The following is a 23,042-nucleotide window of genomic DNA, read 5'->3' as shown; positions in this document are numbered from 1 at the left end:
GTAATCAAAGCAACTCACCTTATATTATTATAGTGCTAGTGACTATTTTTCCATAAAAGTTATTTCTCAATATTTTTTTACAAACTTATGTTAGTTCACATTTATGTTTAATAGTTTTTAAAAATATATTGTTCCTTATAAAATCAAAAATAAAAAGTATCTTAAAATAATAATTTAGAAGTTAATCATTTTTTGATACTTTTTATTTTTTAGCAAACTAAATCTTTCTGTTATCTCTATCATTGTGGTGTTTTTTATGATGAAAATCATAATTATGATTTTCAAGGTTTTTATTAACTCTATTTCCAATCTTCCATGATAAAAACACCAATAATATAAATGATGCTATCTTTAAAGGACTTGTTATAAATCCTTCTATATCACTTGCCACATAGCTTATTACTATAAACATCACAAATTTGCCTGCCAGCATCGCTGGCACAAAATCTTTTATATCTTTTTTACCAAAAGCTGATGCAATAGTAACTAAACACCCAGGCATAAACGGACAGGCATATGCTATAAATAATAACTTAAATCCCTGTTTGTCCATCCAACTTATTGCTCTTTCAGTTTTACTATTTCTTAACTTATTAAAAAGCCTACTGTCATTAAATCTGCTTATTAATAAAAATAATGAGGTTGTCCCAAGTCCTGAGCCAATCCACGATAACAAACATCCAAGCAATAATCCTTGTATTGCAGCATTTGCTGTAACTATAGCAACAAGCGGTAGAGCTGGTATAAAGCTTTCTATAAATGCACTTAACAAACCAATTATTGTGGCTAATGCCCAATAGTTTTGAGTCAAATCAAGTAATTCTTGTATATACTGCATATTGCTTTTCCCCTTTTTTAACTTTAACTATTATTATCTACTCCATATTGTTATTATATACCAATCTCAAAAAAAGGAATCTAATATTAAAAAGTAAACAATCTATATAAATTTACAGTTAAGGTATAATTAGTTTATTATATATTATAACAAAAAAGTCTTAAAATATGAATTGTCATATTTTAAGACTTTTCCATTCTGATATATTTAAACTATAGTATATCCGCCTTCATAATATCTTCAAAATCACCTTTTTCAGATATTAATCTTATCAATTTAACAGTACAACTTAAATCATTTATAAGTATAGCTCCTACTAATGAGCCTTCTTTCATAAATAATTTTTTGTAGATTCTTTTTCCTTCATCTTTTGATGAAATTTCTTTATCAAAATTTTGTATATTACCTATACTAAATACTTTTACATTCATGGCATCCAATGAAACTGGATATACATCACTTTCAAATGTTAAATTATCTCCACTTGCATTTGCACCTGCTATTTTTCCCATTTCCACTGAAGATGGCCATATAGCTAAGTTAGTATTTTCTACTTGTGCAACATCTCCACAAGCATATATATCTTTAACAGTTGTCTGTAATGTCTTATCTACAACAATACCTCTATCAGTTTTTACTGATGTATCTTGAACTATTTGTGTATTTGCTCTTACACCAATTGAAAATACTACCATATCACATTCAACACTATCCCCATCTTTGAATATGACTTTTTGAGCTTTTCCATTACCATCAATACCATCGACTGCTACACCTAATCTTACATCTATTCCTGTATCTCTTACACATTGCTCTAATATTTTACTACCTTCTTTATCAAGTTGTTTTGATAATATGCCATCCATTGCTTCAACAACAACTACTTCCAATCCTTTTAATCTAAATTCCCATGCAGCTTCAAGTCCTAATAAACCACCACCGATTACTACAACTTTCTTAGACTTTTCTAAGGCTTCCTTTACACTATATAAATCTTTTATATTTCTAAGAGTAAACACATTTTCTAAATCATGACCCTTAATTGGTGGTATAAAGTTTCTACTTCCTGTAGCTATTACAAGCTTATCAAATTTAATAGCACCATCATTTACTATAATAGTTTTATTTACTTCATCTAACTTATCTACATTTGTTCCTAATATTACTACTATGTTATTTTCGTCGTACCAAGCTTTGTCTTCCATATAGAAATCTGAACCCAACTCTTCATTTATTCCATCAGAAAGTGCAGGTCTATAGTAAGTTAACTCATCTTCATTGGAAATCATAGTTATTTTGCAAGTTTTATTTCTTTTTCTTATAGCATCTGCTGCATAAAAACCAGCAGCCCCATTTCCTACTATCACAAAGTATTCATCAGTGTCTTTCCTAAAAGTAACTTCATCTTCTTCAACTTCTATAAATTGGTCTTCTTTAGCTCCACATACAGGACATACACTAGGAGCACTATCCCCTTCAAAAACCTCATTACAAATTACACATTTAAATTTCTTAGTCTTCTTTTTACTTCCAAAAGTAGAATTTAATTTATCTAAGAATTTACCTGTATAAGAATATAATTTATCCAACTCTTCATTTGATGGTTTAAAGTTAACAGCAAATGGTTTTACCGCTGTCATTCTAAGTTGATGTATTCTCTCCATGGCATTTTCTATACCTTCTCCACTCCATCCATATGAACCAAATACTGAAGCAACTTTTCCACCATGAATGACTGGATTTAAAGATACTAAGATATCCCATATAGGCTTTAATGCATCTCCTAATATTGTTGGTGTACCAAATAATACACCTTGGGATACTGCTATTTTTGCTAAAATATCTTCTTGTTTATTCTCTATTACATCAAATAAATTTACTTTATAATTGCTATTTTGTTCAATATATGATTTTATAGCTTCTGCCATTATCTTTGTATATCCATGTGCAGAAACATAACAAATTGTAACTTCTTTTTCTAATTTTATTTGTTCATTTACACTCCAGTTATAATAAAGGTCTATAATTTTTCTAGGATTTTCAGTTAATACAGGTCCATGACCTGGACACACAGTGTCTATATCTAAATCTTTTATCTTTTCTATAGCAGTTACCATAGATGGTTTAAATGGTCCCATTATACAATCATAATAGTATCTCAAAGCATCTAAGTAATCCTTTTCTTCGTCTTCATCAAGTGTATTTACTATCTTATCATTACTATAATGACTTCCAAATGAATCACATGTTACAAGAGTTTTATCCTCTTTTATATATGTGTATATAGTATCTGGCCAATGAAGCATAGGCACAGAGAAGAATTCTAAAGTTTTATCTCCAATTGATAATGTATCTCCATCTGCAACTGCAATATACTCAAAGTCTTTGTTTACGATTTCCTTAAGATATTTAATTGCCGTTTCTGATGCTACTACTTTTGCATTTTTAGCTAAATCCAAAAGTTTTTCAACACTTCCTGCATGGTCTGGTTCAGTATGACTTACAACAATATAGTCTATTTTTTCAAAATCTATATTTAAATCATTTAATCTTTCAACATAATTGTCAAAATGTTTATCTTTAACTGTCTCAAATAAAACTGTTTTTTCTGTCCCTTTTAATACATATGAATTATAAGTAGTTCCATAAGGTGTATACATAATTATGTCAAATACTCTTAAGTCAGGGTCAAGCGAACCTACCCAATATAAATTTTCTTTTATTTTTAATGATTTCAATGACATACCGTACTCCTCCTAAAATAGTTATTTAATCTTTTTATACCCTGATTGTTATATTTTAAACAAAATTTATTCAAAAAAGAAATTACTTTAAAAATAAAATAGAGCTTCTAATCTTCTTTTTCTACCTCCAATATAGTTCCCTTTTTAGAATCTACCTTTATGTCATATTCATTTTTATCTTTATCTATTCTTATTTTATAAAAAGTAACATCTAAATCTTTATCTAAACTCCATTCTTTCACCATTCCATTTTGCTCTTTTAGTGCAATTTCCATAGCTTTTTGAGGTGTTATTATGTCATTTAAATCTAATTTTTCTTTTCTAGCTACTCCATTTAAATCATCTGAATCCAGTTTTTCTGTTTTATCCTGTAATACATCTTTTGTATTAGCGTCTATTTTCATTTTATACTCATTATTATCATCTACACCTTCAACAGTATAGACAAATTTATTTAAGTCTCTTTCAAGGCTTAAATCTACTATATCAGCATCTTTATACTTATCTTTAAATATGTTTATTGCATCTGTGTAGGGTACTTTAAAATCTTGTTCATTTAAATTTTCATTATTTTTTTCATCTTTTAAAGCACTATTTGACGTATTTGCCTCTTTATTTGTATTATTTTGTGCCTGTCCTGAATCTGTAGTTGGATTTCCACTACATGCAGTCAATAAACCTGCAACTAGTATACTCACTACTAATAAATATGTTTTTTTATACATAAAAACCCTCCTTAAATAATTAATTTATTCTATATTATGCCCTCTAAATCCTTTATTTACCCTTTTATATTAAATTTACTTCCTACTTTACTAGTTTTAAAACTATAAAATTTATATCTACTAAAATAAATTTACTGAAACAAAATATGTTGTTTGTATAAATAAAAAAAGCATTCCCCAGTATAAGAATGCTTAATTGTAATTATAAAATTATTCATTAATTCTATTAATACTTTTAATTATTGCTTTATTATCTTTTACAGAAGGAAGAGGTTTGAAAATATTTGTAATTATTTTCAAAAATACTTTCTTAAATGTTATTCCAAATATCTTTATAAGCATGTCCACTATAAACATCTATGAAATACCATCCATAAGTCTGTTTTGGTTGTGGCTTTGAATCTATTCTTACAGCATATACTTTTATATCATTAATATCATCAATATAAGCAATATTTACACTTAATAGATTGACACTAACCTTATTTTTTCTAGCACATTCTGCTAATGCTAATTCTTTTGCTTTTTCTTCTGTAATCATTTTTCTATTTTCATAATCAGCTGGATTACAAACTTCCATAACACCACTAGTATTGTATGTATATATTTTGCTCATATCGTTTTTCTCTACACAGTATCTAATATCACTTTCAGAATTTTCTACTACATAACCAAATACGTAGAAATTTTTTCCTGAATATTCAAAGTTAGTATCTGATAAAAATATTAAGTCTTCATCTTCTGGATAATTTTCATTATAATAAAGTTTATCAACACCTAGGAACTTTTTCACTATATTAGCAGCATCCTCTACTGTATATTGTCTTCCAGTATCTGAATTTCCTATATTTTTTGTTACATTTAAACACTGCTGTAACACAATATCACTTAGATTTCCTATTACTGTTAATTTAGTTGCACTTTTTAATACAGCCTTATTGCTATTATCATCAACTAGAACTATTGGAGTATTTTGGGCTATTGTAGAGCCAATAAGTGCATATGCTAAATCTGTTCCGCTAGCTACATAAAACTCCTTTGCTCCACTATAGAACTTATTTATTATTTTCCTATTAGTATCATATCTATCTACTCCACCTAATCTAGTTGAATTAGTATCTTTTACTAAACTATCACTCATTGATGAAGTTCCACCTATTACATAACTTTCTATTCCAGTAGTATTAAATGGTATACTTTTACCATCAGTTAATACTATAGGTGATTTATCTCTAACAGCTACAGATGCAATACTCATAGCATCAGCTTCACCTTTAAAAGCATTGGTTAATATAACTTTACTAACTTTATTAATAGCACCTATTTCTTTAGCTACATTATAACTTGTCTTAATTCTATCGCTACCTTGAAGCCTCTTAACTTCTATATTCTTATCTTTTAAAACTTTTTCAGTCTTTTTGTCAATAGAGCTTTCTCCACCTATTATGTACACTTTATTGGCTTTTTCCACTCTTTTTAGAGTTGCACTTGGTATATTATTCTTTTTAGTTAAAAGAATTGGTGAATTTGTAGCTCCTGCAAGCCCACTCGCACTTAGACCATCAGCCATAGTACTATCTGTATTTACAAGTATTACAGTAGTATAATTTTGTTTATCTGCAATAAGCCCAGCAGTTTCATATTTATCTTCCCCTTGAAATTTATCAATTTTATCAAGTGCATTTGCAGATACAGGAGAGCCAGCAATAAACATTGACATAGCCAATCCTAGTAATAATAACTTCCTTGATTTCATAATATCCCCCCTTATAATATCTTTATAATTAAATTATATAACAGCAATATATTATATGTTGTCGAAAACAAAGATTATTTCTAGCCATTTAATGACATTGAATCATTTAAAAATAAAATATCATTTTAATTTAAAGTAAAAACTCCTATATGTAATATGAAATGCAGTTAGGTAATTATTTTAAATAAAAAAATGCTATTCTTATGGGTATTAAATTATCCTTTATAAGAAAAACAAATGAAAAATTATATACTACTTTATTGAATAGATACTCTATACATATATATCTTGTAAGCAATATGAAAATACTTAATTTATAATAAGTAAAAAATTCTAAATAAGCACCCAAAGATTGAATCTAAAGGGTGCTTTGACATTATAGTATTAAATTCTATTTAATTCTTTTAGTGTTAAATCCATTTTAGGATAAGGAATTGTAATTCCTTCTTCATCAAATCTAACTTTAACAGCTTCTAATAAATCAAGATAAATCGCCCAGTAATCTTCTGTATTACACCAAACTCTAACTGCAAATTTAATGGCATTATCTCCATGTTCCACTATTCCTATAAATGGTTCTGGTTCATTTATTATTAATTTATGCTTATTCACAATCTCTTTCAATACTTTTCTTACATGTAATATATCATCTTCATATCCTACACTAAATATTAAATCAACTCGTCTAGTATTCTTTGCTGAATAGTTTATTAGACTGTCATTTGATACAGAACCATTAGGTATAAGTATCTGTTTATTATCTGGAGTAACCAATTGTGTATAAAAAAGACCTATTTGCTCGACCGTTCCTCCATGACCTGCTGCTTCTATGTAATCTCCTACTTTAAAAGGTCTAATCAAAAGTATGATAAATCCTCCAGCAAAATTTGATAAACTACCTTGTAATGCTAAACCAATTGCTACCCCTGCTGATGCTATCACAGCAGCAAAACTAGATAAACTCATTCCCCAATATTCTAAAACAATGATTATGACAGCAACTTTAAGTACACTCAAAAGAAGAGATTTCAAAAACCTTCTTAAAGTTAAATCAAGGTCTCTTTTACCAAGTAATAACATGACATGGTTTACAAATTTCTTTATTATTTTGAATCCAATGGATAGTATAAGTATACCTATTATAAGTTTTACTCCACTTGTAGTTGCCCATTCTAAAAGGCTTTCCATTATACCTCCCATATCTATTTTATTAATATCTAGATTATTTAAATCCAACTTGCTTATATCATCTATTTTTGTCTTATCCATAAAAAACTCCTTACCTTATATTTTTAGAACCAATATTATAGTTTAAAGTTCTTATTTTCTATTTAATATAATACAATATCATTTCGACATAGTAAACAAGATTTATATTCCAATTATACCTCCAGTATAAATATAAACCCTTTGTCATCCACAAAGTATTGTACTAAATCAAACTACTAATAAAATGTTATTTAGCATTAAAATTATCGTTTTTTACGCCTATATGAGATGCTGTTATAGTTATAATACTGAGTACTATAAATATCATAAATCCTCTTTTGTATCCATCAACTACATTATATGAATTTGCTTGCAAAGATACAGCTATAATTAAATTAATGATTCCACTACCTATAAATTCAAAAGTATTGATAACACTAGTTGCCAATCCAGAATAAATTTCTTTATTTTTATACTTAGCATCATTAAAAACTTGTAGATGAGACATAACTATACATCCCATAATAAAAAATGCTACTGGCAAAACCATTATTGGTGGTTTTACTTTGTATACAACTACAATTACAATCCATATAAACAAATCTATTATTGCTCCATATTTTATTATATTAAATTTACTGGATTTTATTTTGGCAAATACAAAATCCATAATTATTGAACCAAATATAAATCCATATGTAAAAAATGATACTATAAATGCAGAAAAACTCTTACTAACTCCATAAACATCCATTATGTATTTTACTCCCCATAGACTTGTAAATGCACTTGTCAGACCTACAAAGGAGAACATTATCATTGAATTATACCATGTTGATTTATTCTTTATAACAGACTTAATTCCATCAACAATACTAATCTTCTCTGATTCTTCATGAGATTCGATATCTATATTGAATCCATATTCTTTTGGTGTATCTCTAACAATAATATACATAAAACATCCTATTACAACACCAATTATGCCTATCAATAAAAATGAATTTCTCCACCCAACAAATTCAGATAGAAACACAAGTGGAAAAGTAGCAAGAACTCCCCCTAAATTCCCTACAAATGAAAATTTAGCTGTTGCAGAAGCAAATTCTGATTTATTAAACCATCTACCCTGAATTTTCAAAATACAAAGCAATATTACTGATGTCCCTGCACCTACAGCTATACGAGAAATATATGCTAACTCTATACTTTGAATCAATCCAAATAAAATAGAACCTAAACTTGCCATTATTATTCCAAGACTACTAATTTTTCTTGCTCCATATTTATCAATTAAGATTCCTGCTGGTATTTGCATAAATGCATATGCATAGAGGCAAAAAGATGCTATATTTGAAATTTGTATAGAATTAAAACCTAACTCATTTGATAAGTTGTCTGAAACAACAGCAGTTGACATCCTTAAAAATAAGACTAAAATGAATGAAAATGTAATTATGCCCCAAACACTCCATTTAGCCTTTGTATAACTTTTCATATTTTCTCCCTCAAATCTACATAGCTTTAAATTTTCTTGATATACTCTATGAAATTCATGCTTTCTAAGCGATTCTATCAAGTATACATCTATTTATTACAAATTTTAACATATAGTCTCATTATACTACATATATACATATTTAACTAGAAATAAAGTTTCATTCCCGTTATATATATAAATTAACTCCTTAAATAGAAAAAGCCATCTTTGAACATTACTCAAAAGATGGCTCTCTATAAAAATATCTATTCTAAATTTAATTTTTTATCTAATATATATTTTGTAGCGAAAAATAATATTACTACAACTGCAATACTACCAAGTATTGCGAGTGCAAAATGAGGACTTTGATAAAAATGGTATATCATATTTGTATCTTTATGTGGCAAAATTCTTTCTATAGCATTTCCAACACTTGATATTACTATATTTATAGCTATAAAAGAAACAAATGCTACTAAATTTCTATGTTTATTAAATTTTGGCAATTGTCCCATTGAAATTGATGTATATAATAACAAAATAAATGATGAATACGAAATAAGCATTGTTACTGAAAATAATACAACATCTAAAAAGTATTCAGAACCCCTAGTAAAAACAGTATTGAAAAAATCTAAAAATTCAGGTAAGTGTATTCCAGAAGCACTAAAAAGCATAAGCATTCCAAATGTAAGCATTGAAACTATAAAACTAAGTACAGCATATATAAGTGCTGTTATACATTTAGATAATATAAGTGAACTGGTACTAACAGGAAGAGTAAACATTAAATATCCCTCATCACCTAAAAGATTTTTTCTAAATCTTTGAATTGTAACTACAATAGTTAAAACACCTAATGCCATGAAAAGACTCATCAATACCAATATTCCTATTCCTTGTATTTGAAATATATCTGTATTTATAAATATTCCATTGAATACAGCTACTACCAATATAGCTATATATAATGGTATGAAGGTTCTTCCACTTGCTTTTAACTCATATTTTAATAATTTACCTAACATTTGAATTCCTCCCTAAATAATGCATCTATAGATTTTCCTTTTTCTTCTCTTATTGTTTCAACATCTCCCTGTAATACTATTTCTCCTTTAGATATGAATATTACTTCATCACATATATTCTCTATTTCACTTATTAAGTGAGTAGCAATCAATAAAGTACTATCTTCAGAATAATTTTTTAATATAGTCTTAAGTATATATGACCTTGCAGCTGGGTCGACACCTCCAATAGGTTCATCCAGTATATATATACTTGCTTTTCTTGACATAACTAAGATAAGTTGAACTTTTTCTTTAGTTCCTTTAGACATTGTTTTTAACTTTTCATTTACATCAATATCTAAACTTTTAATCATTTCATTTGCTCTTCTAACATCGAAATCACTATAAAAATCATAGAAAAATTTTAGTAAATCCGATACCTTCATCCAGTCATTTAAATACGTTCTTTCTGGCAAATACGATACTATTTTCTTAGTTTCTATGGATGGTTTCATTCCATTTACTACAATTTCGCCATTATCAGGCTGTAATAATCCATTCATTAACTTAATCATTGTACTTTTACCACTTCCATTAGGACCTAACAAACCAACTATTTTTCCCTTTGGTATATTCAGTTGAATATTTTTCAAAACATTCTTAGTTCCATAACTTTTATTTACACTTTTAAATTCAACTATTCCATCTTGAGAAATATTATTTATATTTTTATCCATTTTATAATTCCCCTTTCAGATTTTCTGTAATAAGTTTTAGCATTTCATCTTTATCATACCCAAGCTTTTCTAAAGTATCTTTTAATGTATTTATCTCAACATTAGCTATTTCCTCTTTCATAGCTTTTATTTTTTCCTTATCATCGGTTACAAATCTTCCTTTAGTTCTCTGACTGTAAACTAAACCTTGTCTTTCAAGTTCTGTTAGAGCTTTTTGCATTGTGTTTGGATTTACTCCAGCATCTTCTGCGAGTGCTCTTACCGTTTCTAGTTTAGAGCCTATCACAATCTCACCTGAAATTATTTTCAATTTTAAATGCTCTACTAATTGTATATATATAGGTTTGTTATTATCAAGTTCCCATTCCATATTCATACCTCCTTATTATATTATTGTACTAATATCTTAATACAATAATATAATAATACAATTTATATGTCAACTAATTTTTAATAAAATCATGAAAATATTTATGTATATTGTAGTTCTATATATGAATTTATAAAGACAGCTAAAATATCTTTTTAATAAAATGAGTCTGTGTATATATAAAAAAGCTGACAAAAAAATGAACTCTATATTAGAGTTCATTTTTAACATAATTTATTAAATTTTTTATAATATAAATTAATTACTATTTTATTGAGCTATACATAATCAGCTTTTCAAATTCTTCAATTGGCATTGGCTTTCCAAATAAATATCCCTGTGCCATATCACACTTTACTTCTTTTAAAAGTTCAAACTGTTCTTCTGTTTCAACCCCTTCTGATACTACTTTCATTCCCAATTCTTTCGCCATTTCTATAACTTTAGTAACAATTATCTTACTTCTATTACTATTATAGGTTTCCATAATAAATTTTTGGTCAAGCTTTAAAATATCCATAGGAATTTCTTTTAGCATATTTAATGATGAATATCCTGAACCAAAATCATCCATAGATATTAAAAATCCTATTTCTTTTAAATTATTCATTATATCAATTAAAATATCAAAATTATCAAATATAATACTCTCTGTAAGTTCAAGTTCTATATACTTTGCTGGTATTCCATATTTATCAATTATATTTTTATATGTTTCTATAAAATTATTACAATATAGATGTATTCTTGAAACATTAACTGAAATGGTAACTGGATTTATACCTGCATTAATCCATTTTCTAAGCTGTATACAGATTTCTTCAAGTACATATAAATCTAAGTTTATTACAAAACCGTTTTTTTCAAAAAATGGTATAAATTCATTTGGAGGTATTAACCCTTTATCAGGGCTTTTCCATCGAACAAGTGCTTCTGAACCTTGTATTTCTCCTGTATCAAGCTCTATCTTAGGTTGCAAGTGTACAATGAATTCTTTATTTTCTAAACTTGAGAACATTGTATTTTCCATCTCTTTTTCTTTTATTTCTTGGTCATGAATCTTATTATCATAAAATGCATAAGAACTTTTATGCCCTCCCTTTGCCATTTTATGAGGTATATTAGCCCTGTCTATTATTGAGTTAATGTCTTTGTCTTCTGGAAGTATAAAGTAGATTCCACAACTTAAAACTAGTTTATACTTTTCCTCTTGGTTATTATTAAACAAATCTAATTCTTCAAATATATTATTTAATCTATTTGTTATATCTTTTTCTTCTACATACTTCATGATTATAGTAAAATTATCGGCAGATATTCTTGCAAATATCTCATCTTCAAATATATTATTTTTAATAATCTTAGTTAAGTTACGTAAAATTTCATTTCCAACTTCATATCCAAACAAGTCATTTATATATTTAAATTTATCAATATCTATATATAGTAGAGCATATTTCTCTTGAGTATTTTTGCATAATACTTTATTAGCATCAATGACAAACTTATCCAGAGTACTTGCTCCTGTAAGACTATCTGTATAGGCTATCTTTTGTAGCTTAATTTTAACATTTAATTTATCATATATTATATAGAAAATAAGTATTATGCATATTATAGTCATAGTACATATTATCTGTAATGAATATTTACTAATAAATTGATTATTAAACATAATAGATTCGAAGTTATTTAGGGAGTTATTTTTATAAAGTTCATTTAAAGAATAAACTGGTATTGTATGTGTAATTTGTAAAATTATACATATAAATAAAAAAAACATTAATTTTTTTTGTAAATTCCTCATAAAAATTTCCTCCCATTAAAACACCTCTATTTTATTATAAACTGTTAATAAATAAGCATATCTCAAAAGTTTCCATTTCTTGTAAAATGGATAGTTTATATTTATTTTAAATTTGGTGAAATTTTCAGCTACTATAATTATAGAATGTAGTATATTAGTTGTCTTAACTATTGATTTATACATTTCATATCGGTATAATAGAAAATAAATTGGATTATTTTGGCATATGATTATTGATAAAAGGTACTTATTTTTCTTCAAATTATCCGAAAAATTTTATTTTTATATTATAATTTTACTATTTTCTTTTCAAAACTATCCATTTTACAAGAAATGACTACTTTTTCCTAAAAACCAGTATTTGCAACATATTCATACTTTATTTTTTCTATTTTTTCTTATATTTTTTTTCGACAAACCAATTTTAAAATTTTATAACTAACTAAATAAAAAATATCTAATTTAAATTTTTTACTATCTTACTTCATAATTGATTTTTTAAATATAAACTTCTAAAATTAAAATGCTTTATTGTTTCATTTATATAATGAGAATATTATATAAATGAAACAATAAAGCATTCATATAATTAAAAGATAAAGTAAATATACGAAATAGCACTAAAGTATTTTATATATAAGATATATTTATATACTTTAGTGCTAATCAATATTTTAATATATATATTAAATCTACATTTAACTTTTTAAAGATTTTCTATATAAAATTCTTACTCCCAATATAACTAATATAAAACTTATTAAAAGAATTAAAATAAACTTAAGTGTATTTAAATTCGCAAAATCTACTTCCATAAATTTATACAGATTAGCTATATTTCCAGTTGTATAATGACTTACTATGATTGCTATACTATTATTAAAAAAATGTAATAACATTGATACAAATATAGAACCAGATTTATATACACTATATGCAAATATAATACCCAATATAGATGTCGGAATTATTCTTATAAAATCCATATGCATAATACCAAATAATACACCACTGCATATTATAGCAAACTTAACAGACTTGTTTTTATCTTTTGATTTACTAAATGAAGAAAATATAAATCCTCTAAAAAACATTTCTTCACATATCGCTGGTAATAAAGCTATTATCAGTAAATTTAATAAAAACTTATCTTTCATAAAAAGTGCTTCATTTAAACTTTCAGCAACCTCCATGTTTTGAGGAAACAAGAATAAAAGTAGTTGTGTTATAATCATAATAAGTATATATCCACCAATCCAAAGAACAATACTTCCAAATACGTGTTTTAATTTAGGAACTTTCAAGCTAAATACTTCTTTAAAGTCAGCTTTAATATAGTATGCAAATATTAATGGTAATAAAATTATCATAAATTGTGTCATTACTATACCACCTATACCAAATTTAATCTGTACTAAAGAACCAACATAAATTAAAAGAACTAATCCTACTGCATATAAAATAATACCATCACTTATAGTTGGTATAGACCCTTTTTTTATATTACTTCTTTTCTCTAAGAAAGAAAAACTCTTACTATTGCCAAAAAGTATTTCCTCAGAATTGAACATCTTAGACAGTAATATGATTGCCAATATTACAAAAGCTATATTTGATACTAAAACCAGAGCTATTAAATTTAAATCACTTTTAAAAGATAATACACTTTTTATAAGTAGAGATATATTTACCACAGGTATTACAGATGTTACTCTATCCAACACTATATTTGGTATCATAGATACATATGATGGTATCATAATAACTAACATTAGAGGCGTTATGTAATTTTGAGCATCTTTAAAACTTTTTGCCAGTGAACATACACACATACTTATTGCTGCAACTACCATTGAAAACAGACATATACAAATTAAAGTAGTTATAATTGGTAAGATTAAATCTCCATAGTTGAAATTTCCAAAGCCAAATTGACTGCTAAGACCTCCACTAACCAAAATAAATGCCATAGTCAATCCCATAGATACAATATTTAAAATTGCTGTTACTATTGCACTAAGAGAAACTGCCATATATTTTCCCATAACCAATTCTAAATTTGATATTGGAAGTGTAAATAGAGTTTCTAAGGTACCTCTTTCCTTTTCTCCAGCCATAACGTCTATTGCTGGATATATTGAGCCAAGCAAAACTCCTATTATCAATATGAATGGTAATATTTGTCCTAAAAAATAGCCTGCCACTTCTTCTGTCTTTGCAACATCAACAGTACTATATGTCAATGGCTCCAATGTAGATTGTACGTCTAAACCTTTCTCAGATAACTTTTTTTCCACAGTAAGTCTTTTGTATTTATCTAAAACAGTTTCAATCCTCTTTACTGCATTAGAAGAATTTTCTTGTGAAGAATTCATATATATTTTATAACTAGTAGATGCTTGTTTTTCTTCTATCTTTATATAAGCATCTATTTTATTTTCTTCTAAAGATTTTTTATAATTATCAACATCAAGTATCTTTATCTTGCCTTTATCATTTGCAGTATCTTTACTTTCAGTATCTCTATCCAAATTATTATCTTCAATCATCGATACTAATACTTTATTTGGTTTACTATCAAAAGCTATATTAATATCCTTGCTATTCATGCTATTTGCAGACATATTCATTACCTGAATCATCAATATCATAAGTAGAGGATACAAAAGAAGTGGTAAAACAATCATCATAAATAATGTCTTTTTATCTCTCAATATATCTAACATTTCTTTCTTAAATATGTATTTTACAATCTTACTTCTCATCTAAACTTCCTCCGTTCTAGCAAGTTTTATAAATACATCTCTCAAATTATTTACTCCAGATTCCTCTTTTAAACTCTCTGGTGTTCCCGATGCAATTATTTTTCCATTGTGAATCATAAAAATCTTGTCACATAAAGTTTCTGCTTCTTCCATATAATGAGTTGAATAAAGAACAGTTTTACCTCTTAATTTTTCATTCTTCATAAAATCTATTATTGATGCACTACTTAAAACGTCAAGCCCTAGTGTTGGTTCATCAAAGATGTACACCTTTGGAGAATGTATTAAACAACGAGCTATAGATGTTCTTTGAGTCTGACCAGTTGATAGATTTTCAATTCGATTATCTATAAATTCACTCATATCCATTATCTTTACAACATTTTCAATTGATTCTTCTATATCTTCTTTTGACATTTCATATAAACTTCCAAAAGTCGTTAGAAGTTCTCTAGGAGAAAGTCTCCCATATAATTTTGTATTTCCAGATAAATATCCTATTTCTTTTTTTGCTGAATTCCTATCTATTGAATAATCATATCCAGAAACACTTATATTCCCTGATGTTGGTGTTAATATACCTCCTAACATTCTAAGTAATGTAGTTTTTCCTGCACCATTAGGACCTAATATTCCAACAATATCTCCTTCTTCAGCTTTAAAAGAAACATTGTTCACAGCAAAGAATTCTTCCTTTCTAGTTTTTATTTTCTTTAACTTTTTTATTGAATTTTTATTATTATCATCTTTTACAACTCTTGTAAAAGACTTACATAATTTATCAACCTCAATCATTTATCAAATTACTCCTTTCTTGTTTATAGGTATATTTATATAAATATATCATATAAACCTTTTTTATATACAGTTTTTTATTTTAAAATAGATTATTTATAAAAGGTTTAGGCATCCATTTGACAAATTACCTTTTTTTATTCTTTTATAATATCTTTTGTAACATTTTTTTACATATTAAATATAATATTACTATATAGATAAACTTAATTATCTATACATTTAAATCAAAATATAAAAGGAGTTAATTTAATGGAAAATAATAAATGTAGAGAAAACTTTAGATTTTCTCAAGACTATGAAGAAGGCTATCTAAACACAAATGATAGATATTATGACAACTATCAAGTAGAAGACAGATATTATGACAATTATCAAGCAGATGATAGATACTATAATTACCCAAACAAATGCAAAGAACCTAAAATAATCGAACATTGCTGTTGCAAAAAAAGTATGAAAGATGCATTAGAACTTTTAAGATATGACGCTATAAGACCTTTTGTTAATTTTAATCAATTTGCTTTTATTTCAGATTTCTTTATAGTTGGTGCTTATTTAGTAGGTATAGACTACTCACTACCTCCAAAGGATAATCTATCTGGTCTTAATGCTACTTTTAAAAGATTTTCAGCTTGTAACTGTGATTTAATAGATATCTCTGGTCAAATATATTATCCTAAACCTATTCCATTGACACTTGGTGGATTAGTTACTTCTATTGGTACTATTCCAGGTATATCTGAGTTGGTTGACCTTATAGAGGCAGCAGTACCTGCTAATATAAACCTTGGAGCTATAGTAAATTCAATACTTGATGATATAATTGATTATATAGTTGCTACAATCAATCCACTAACAACTGTAGAATTAGCATCATTATGTTCTCTTAAAGCTGTTGCTTTTAATGTTTCACCTGGAGATTATAATGACTTTGTAGCAGCTTTAGGATATTATCTTGATAAAAAACAATATAAAGACTGCAATTGCAACTGCGATTGTGATGATTGCTGTTGTAATAAAGGTATACTTGATAACCTTTATACTTCAAAAATAAATAATCAAGTTACTGTAGTAGCTGGTAGTTTAGTTCTAACTGGTGTTGAAGTTTTAGGTAAGAAAAACGATGTTCTAGTGCTTGGAAACTCTAATGACTCAAGAATATACTTTGTATGTGTAGATTCTATAGATTATATTGCATAAAACACTTTAAAGAACTATATTTAAATGTAAAATAGCATATATTCTTTAAAAAATAAAATATTTGATTATCACTAATAAAAAAGAGTGTCTATTTAAAAATAACTTTAGACCCTCTTTTTTATTTTTATTGATTTCTATCTAACTTTTTTACCAAGCTTAAATACTGCTAATACATCTGCTAGTACATCTATATCATCTATAGGATTTCCATTTACAACTATAACATCTGCTTTCTTTCCTTTTTCTAAAGTTCCATAATTCTTATCAATTCTTAAAAGCTCAGATGCAGTTTTTGTAGCAGCCACTATTACATCCATATTATCCATACCATAGTCTGACATTAATTTCATTTCATAATATGTCTTACCGTGTTCGTTGTAAGAAGTTCCTGCATCAGAACCAACTGCAATTTTAATTCCTTTTTTATATGCTTTTAAGAACGATTCTTTATGCGGAATAGCAACAATTTCACATTTTCTAAGAGTAGCCTCGGTTATTCCACTTTCTTTTCCTGCATTTAGAATAAAATATGGAGCAGCTACGGTTGGAACTAAATATGTTCCTCTCTCAAGCATCAAATCAATTATTTCATCATCTAAATAAACACCATGTTCTATAGAAGTTATACCTGCAAGTACTGCATTTTTTATACCAGTTCTTCCTTGTGCATGTGTAGCAGTTATTTTACCTGCTTTTATAGCCTCCTCTACAGCAACCTTCATTTCTTCTAAAGTCAGCTGTGGTGAACCGGGTTCAACTCCATCAGTCGTTACACCTCCAGTTGCCATTATCTTTACACAGTCTACTCCATTCTTTAAAACTGTTCTAGCTGATTTTCTACATTCATCTACTCCATCACTTTCAATGCCAAAATAGTATCCATGTCCTCCTGTCATACATATAACTGGACCTGAAGTAACTATACCAGGACCATCTATAGACCCTTTGTCTACAAGATTTTTAAGTTGTACATCAACATATTTTGGACAACCTAGACTTCTAATGTATGTTACTCCTGAATCTAAATAAGCATCAAGTTGTTTTATTGTATTCACTACAAGCTCTACATCTGATACATTCTCATAATAAACCTTTGGATTTCCAACTGGCTCCATTGTCAAGTGAACATGACAATTCATAATTCCTGGCATAACAGTTTTATCTAAGTAATCATACACATCATATCCATTTAAATCTTCTCTTATATCTTCAATTCCAACTATAGTATCTCCCTCAATAATTACACCCTTATTTTTCATAATACTATTTCCTGTTCCCTGAACCTCCCATGACTAAAGTCACAGGGTTCCTGCTTCATAGAATTTTGCATACTAAAATATGTCTTACAAACTCTCCACAGGCTATCCCCGTAGTTCCTACGGTTCTTACATAAGTTATCTATTTTAAACTGTTATTAGTCTTAATCCTTCTTTTAATATATTTATACTTGCATTTATATCTCTATCATGAGTTACATTACAACAAGGACAAATCCATTCTCTTATATTTAAATTCTTAACTTCCTCGTTTTTGTACCCACATTTATTGCATATTTGTGAACTTGCAAAGAATTTACCTACCTTTACAATTTGTCTACCATACCAATTAGCCTTATATTCTAATTGACGAACAAATTCTGACCATGACACATCAGAAATAGAAAGAGATAATTTACGATTTCTAGTCATATTCTTTACTTGTAAATCTTCTATGCAAATAATATCATTCTCTCGTATTAATTTAGTAGATAGTTTTTGTAGAAAATCCTTCCTTTGATTAGCTATATGTTCTTGAAGTCTTGCAACTTTTAACCTTGCTTTATTTCTATTTAAACTACCAATTGTTTTTCTCGATAATTCTCTTTGTAATTTAGCAAGTTTGTTTAATGACTTTTGAAGATACTTAGGATTTTCTATAAATTCTCCAAAACTTGAGATACAAAATTCTTTAATTCCTAAATCTAAACCTATCTGACTATTAGTATTTTCAAATGCTTTAATATCTATATCAGTACAACATAATGATACATAATATTTACCACTTGGCTCCTTAGATACTGTAGCATTAAGTATTCTCCCTTGAGGTACTTGTTTATCCCTTACTTTAACCATACCAAGTTTAGGTAATTTTATATATTGACTACAGTACATAATATTTCCATTTGTAAAGTTAGTTTTATATGAAAATCTATTAGTTTTTTTTGATTTAAATTTAGGAAATCCTGTATTTTCCTTAAAGAATTTTTTATATGCGTTTTCTAAATCTTTTAAGGTGTTTTGTAGTGAAAATTTGTCAGGTTCTTTAAGCCACTTTAATTCTCTTTTTAAATTGGTCAAATCAGAACTACACTGTTTATAAGTAAAAGTTTCTTTATCATTTTCATAAAATTCTACTTTTTTAGCAAGATACTTATTATATACAAATCTACAACATCCAAAAGTTTTGTTAATTAACTCTTGTTGCTTTTTATTTGGATACATTCTAAACTTATAAGCTTTTTCCACTACTATCACCTCACTTTACTTGTTTTTTATGATTATGTAATACTGGATGTCTATATTTTACACACCATACTATATGGTATTGTACTAAATATACATATCTGAGCTACTTCAATTTTTACTCACCCATCCTAATATTAACAAGGTAAATTTTTTTAAACAAGTATTTTAAAGGTTTTTATATTTATTTTTAAATAACATATTTAAGAACCGTAAGTCCTAACTTTTATCATTTTTGAGGTTGTCGTTCACATAAGTTCGCTACTACCTATGCAGTTCTCTTATGAACTTCTTACACTTTCATGCAAGCACAGACTATATCTTATCCTTCGGCATTATCCGTTAAGGTCTACCCACTTCCACTACCAATAGCTTGTAGTGTACTTCCCTCAAGAGGAATAGTCGTTGAAGTTTCTCCTACTTAGGAGCTTACCTGCTGATTGCCCATTTTAAAGTACTTAGGGTTTAACCTTATACCATCTAACCAATTTTTTCTACTTTCGTAACTTTCACACTTAGGTTTATTTCATCCTTATGTTTTAGTTTGGTTAGCTTTAGGGGTTTCCAGCAATTCAAGTAGTATTGGATAGGTTCTATCCTATCTCTACATATAAGTTTCCCTATATGCTGACTATTTTAGCTACTAACTCACGACTAAAGTCACAAGTGTGCGTAGCTATTTTTTAATCAATTAAATTTCCTGCTTTAATATATTTTTTGTTCATCTTAAAGTACTCCCCCTTTTAAGTATAATGTATTATTTATTTATTATTTTTAATATTCTAATAATTAATTTTACCACTATACTCATTCTATTTCAAATCTTAGTGAATTAAATACAAGTTAAAAAATGATATAACACAGAAAATATTAAAAAATATTTTTATATTAAATTTAAAAATAAGACAAAATAATCAAAATATATTTTTGATTATCTCATCTTATTTATATTTAATCTATAGTAAATATATAGCAACCTAAAGTGATACAATTAATACTACCATCTAATTAGCAACAAAAAATAACTTATCATGTAAACTCACATCTCCATTTATTAACTCAGCTTCATATAATATCTTTCTAAGTTTCATATCAAATACTTGAAATTTTATTGGTTTAGTTCCAATTACATCAAAAACCCCTCTACTTCCTTTTTTTTCTCCTGATAGATTCTCTTTTATACTTGAAATAGAATATATCTTATCATCTAATAACTTAACTTTCCTAATTCCAGATGATGTATCACTATAGTCTACTTTAAAATCAAGTATCTCATAATCTTCTAGTTTAATATTATTTGCATTAATATCATAAACAAGATTGATTATAGAATTACTACTATCTGTAGCTATAAGATTTAGCTTACTATTTTTAACAACGTAATCTAACTTAGTTTTGCTTAATAATCCCATCTCTTTTTGATTGGCATTTTTTTCTTGATTTAGATTATCCATAAATTTATTACTCATATTAAAAGTGTTATCTTCTATATCATATACGACAAAATTGGAATAATTATCATATCCTTCAATATCTCCATTTGTACTTTTATTGTTTACTATTTCTAAATAGATTTTGCTTCCTATAGAAAATTTGATTTCATGGATATTTTGCTGATATCCATTATGTAAGTCTAAGTTAAATCTATTTAACAATTTATAAGACTTATCTTTTATATCTATCTTTAATATGCAGATATTATTAACTTTAGAGCCCGAAAGATTAGTTTCACTAACTACCATATATAAGTTACCTTTATATATTTTATTAAACACAGTTTGCCAACTATTTTCTTTAAAATCAGATTTCTTTAAACTAATATCAAAATTTTCTTCTACACCACTTTTTAAATTTTTATTTGTAATCTTTATGCAATCATTTAAATTAACCCTCTCTTGCTCCAAACTAGACTTAACAGAAGAGTATGCTTCTCCTATATTTAAATCATCTTTATATAAAAATTCAAATCCTTTATCATTGATAAAATCACTGTATTTCTTATCAATATTTAGATAATCATTTCTAATTTTTAATTTAGGATTTGTATCATTTTTTATTCCATTCTTACTTACAATTACCTCTTCATAAGAAAATTTATTTATGTTAGGCGTATATACTAAGCTTGCTTTCCCTATATCTTTTATATTACCCTTTAAAATATTTATAGATAGTTTGTCCTTATTAAAATAACTCAATATTGAAGTCATGACAATCATTAATAAGCACATTATTATAAAACATATTGTATATTTTCCTATATTTTTTTCTTTCATAATACACCTCCTAAAAGTCAATCTTCTGCTTCAAAAGTTTATTAGATATAAAACTACATACAAATATGTTTATACTTGAATATAAGGAAATAAATATATTACTGTATTCATAAGGTATAATAAATACTACAGAAATTATAAATATTAAAATTTCCAAAACTAAAAACATGAAACTTATTAAAGTGCTTAGTTTATAAGTAGACTTATTTATAAGAATTGATGTAAACACTACAGATACACATCCTATCAGTAAAAATATATACTCTACAAGCAGTATTTCAAAACTATATGGAAGTAATATTTTCAAATTATATATTGTTTCTTGTATAAATCCATAACTTACAATATCCCCCAGCATATAATTAGGCAACAACTTACTCATAATAAACAAAGTTATTGTAAATATTATTGTGTAACTATATACTAGAAATAATATATTTAATAATTTAGATATATAGATATTGATTCTATTTTTAGGTAACATTATAAGTGTATATATAGATTTACTCTTTCCATCAAAATCCCTGTACCAAATAAAAAAAGCATAGCAAATACATGCGATTATACCAAATATAAACCATAAATCTGTAGAACTCATTATATTTCTGAAACTTGAAAAACCTATGATATTTGCTGTTTCTATTGTATCTCCTATTTTTGTTAACTGTTCTTTTTTAACTGCATTTTCTATTATGTAATTATAGTCATTTAAGTTGTTTACTATATTTAAAATCACAAAAGAACAGCAAAAAATTATTATAAATACATAGTTTTTTATATTTCTTTTTAATTCAAATTCGAATAATTTCATTAAATCTTTCATTAA

At 26.8% G+C, this 23,042-nt stretch carries 17 protein-coding genes and 1 pseudogene; 1 reads left to right on the top strand and 17 read right to left on the bottom strand.

Features of this window, described 5'->3' with window-relative positions; genetic code table 11:
* Positions 1-217: 217 nt before the first annotated feature.
* The 12 genes from ACTG48_RS08660 to ACTG48_RS08605 form a co-directional block, all read right to left on the bottom strand.
* Positions 218-838: a TVP38/TMEM64 family protein gene (locus ACTG48_RS08660; protein WP_479918612.1), complete on the bottom strand. Its 621-nt coding sequence runs from the start codon at positions 836-838 to the stop codon at positions 218-220.
* Between the two features lie 212 nt (positions 839-1,050).
* Positions 1,051-3,582: an FAD-dependent oxidoreductase gene (locus ACTG48_RS08655; RefSeq protein WP_479918611.1), complete on the bottom strand. Its 2,532-nt coding sequence runs from the start codon at positions 3,580-3,582 to the stop codon at positions 1,051-1,053.
* Positions 3,583-3,689: 107 nt separating this feature from the next.
* Positions 3,690-4,307 carry a PepSY domain-containing protein gene (locus tag ACTG48_RS08650; protein WP_021384388.1) on the bottom strand — a complete coding sequence of 206 codons (618 nt, stop codon included), beginning with the start codon at positions 4,305-4,307 and terminating at the stop codon, positions 3,690-3,692.
* 310 nt (positions 4,308-4,617) lie between these two features.
* Entirely contained in the window at positions 4,618-6,063 is a 1,446-nt protein-coding gene (locus ACTG48_RS08645) for a cell wall-binding repeat-containing protein (RefSeq protein ID WP_479918610.1), read from the bottom strand.
* A 384-nt stretch (positions 6,064-6,447) separates the two neighbouring features.
* The gene (locus ACTG48_RS08640) at positions 6,448-7,332 is read right to left on the bottom strand and encodes a mechanosensitive ion channel family protein (protein ID WP_021384393.1); all 885 of its coding nucleotides are present in this window, start codon (positions 7,330-7,332) and stop codon (positions 6,448-6,450) included.
* A gap of 187 nt (positions 7,333-7,519) precedes the next feature.
* Positions 7,520-8,770: an MFS transporter gene (locus tag ACTG48_RS08635; RefSeq protein WP_021384413.1), complete on the bottom strand. Its 1,251-nt coding sequence runs from the start codon at positions 8,768-8,770 to the stop codon at positions 7,520-7,522.
* A gap of 248 nt (positions 8,771-9,018) precedes the next feature.
* Positions 9,019-9,783: an ABC transporter permease gene (locus tag ACTG48_RS08630; protein WP_479918609.1), complete on the bottom strand. Its 765-nt coding sequence runs from the start codon at positions 9,781-9,783 to the stop codon at positions 9,019-9,021.
* Positions 9,777-10,502 carry an ABC transporter ATP-binding protein gene (locus ACTG48_RS08625; RefSeq protein ID WP_021384406.1) on the bottom strand — a complete coding sequence of 242 codons (726 nt, stop codon included), beginning with the start codon at positions 10,500-10,502 and terminating at the stop codon, positions 9,777-9,779. The genes ACTG48_RS08630 and ACTG48_RS08625 overlap by 7 nt, the downstream gene beginning before the upstream one ends.
* A 1-nt stretch (position 10,503) precedes the next feature.
* Positions 10,504-10,872, bottom strand: coding sequence for a GntR family transcriptional regulator (locus tag ACTG48_RS08620; protein WP_021384387.1), 369 nt, complete (start codon positions 10,870-10,872; stop codon positions 10,504-10,506).
* 265 nt (positions 10,873-11,137) lie between these two features.
* Positions 11,138-12,679 carry a putative bifunctional diguanylate cyclase/phosphodiesterase gene (locus ACTG48_RS08615; protein WP_479918608.1) on the bottom strand — a complete coding sequence of 514 codons (1,542 nt, stop codon included), beginning with the start codon at positions 12,677-12,679 and terminating at the stop codon, positions 11,138-11,140.
* A 698-nt stretch (positions 12,680-13,377) separates the two neighbouring features.
* Positions 13,378-15,444, bottom strand: coding sequence for an ABC transporter permease subunit/CPBP intramembrane protease (locus tag ACTG48_RS08610; protein WP_021384382.1), 2,067 nt, complete (start codon positions 15,442-15,444; stop codon positions 13,378-13,380).
* Positions 15,445-16,239: an ABC transporter ATP-binding protein gene (locus tag ACTG48_RS08605; RefSeq protein WP_021384386.1), complete on the bottom strand. Its 795-nt coding sequence runs from the start codon at positions 16,237-16,239 to the stop codon at positions 15,445-15,447.
* Between the two features lie 252 nt (positions 16,240-16,491).
* On the opposite strand from ACTG48_RS08605, the gene ACTG48_RS08600 reads away from it, so the two are divergent.
* Positions 16,492-17,442, top strand: a complete 951-nt coding sequence (locus ACTG48_RS08600; RefSeq protein WP_021384383.1) for a CotA family spore coat protein — start codon at positions 16,492-16,494, stop codon at positions 17,440-17,442.
* Positions 17,443-17,576: 134 nt separating this feature from the next.
* Here ACTG48_RS08600 and ACTG48_RS08595 read toward each other — a convergent pair whose 3' ends face one another.
* From ACTG48_RS08595 to ACTG48_RS08575, 5 genes and pseudogenes are all read right to left on the bottom strand, one after another.
* The gene (locus tag ACTG48_RS08595) at positions 17,577-18,701 is read right to left on the bottom strand and encodes a metal-dependent hydrolase family protein (RefSeq protein ID WP_021384384.1); all 1,125 of its coding nucleotides are present in this window, start codon (positions 18,699-18,701) and stop codon (positions 17,577-17,579) included.
* A gap of 144 nt (positions 18,702-18,845) precedes the next feature.
* On the bottom strand, positions 18,846-19,955 hold the full coding sequence (gene tnpB / locus ACTG48_RS08590; protein WP_479918607.1) for an IS200/IS605 family element RNA-guided endonuclease TnpB: 1,110 nt from the start codon (positions 19,953-19,955) through the stop codon (positions 18,846-18,848).
* Between the two features lie 22 nt (positions 19,956-19,977).
* Positions 19,978-20,043 (bottom strand): annotated as a pseudogene (locus ACTG48_RS08585) (transposase); the annotation flags it as partial.
* A 904-nt stretch (positions 20,044-20,947) separates the two neighbouring features.
* Entirely contained in the window at positions 20,948-22,216 is a 1,269-nt protein-coding gene (locus ACTG48_RS08580) for a hypothetical protein (protein WP_479918606.1), read from the bottom strand.
* A gap of 10 nt (positions 22,217-22,226) precedes the next feature.
* Entirely contained in the window at positions 22,227-23,039 is an 813-nt protein-coding gene (locus tag ACTG48_RS08575; RefSeq protein ID WP_021384365.1) for an ABC-2 transporter family protein, read from the bottom strand.
* Positions 23,040-23,042: the final 3 nt, after the last annotated feature.

The organism is Clostridioides sp. LIBA-6822 (genome assembly GCF_056688955.1).
This window is presented reverse-complemented; position numbering and strand designations above follow the sequence as displayed.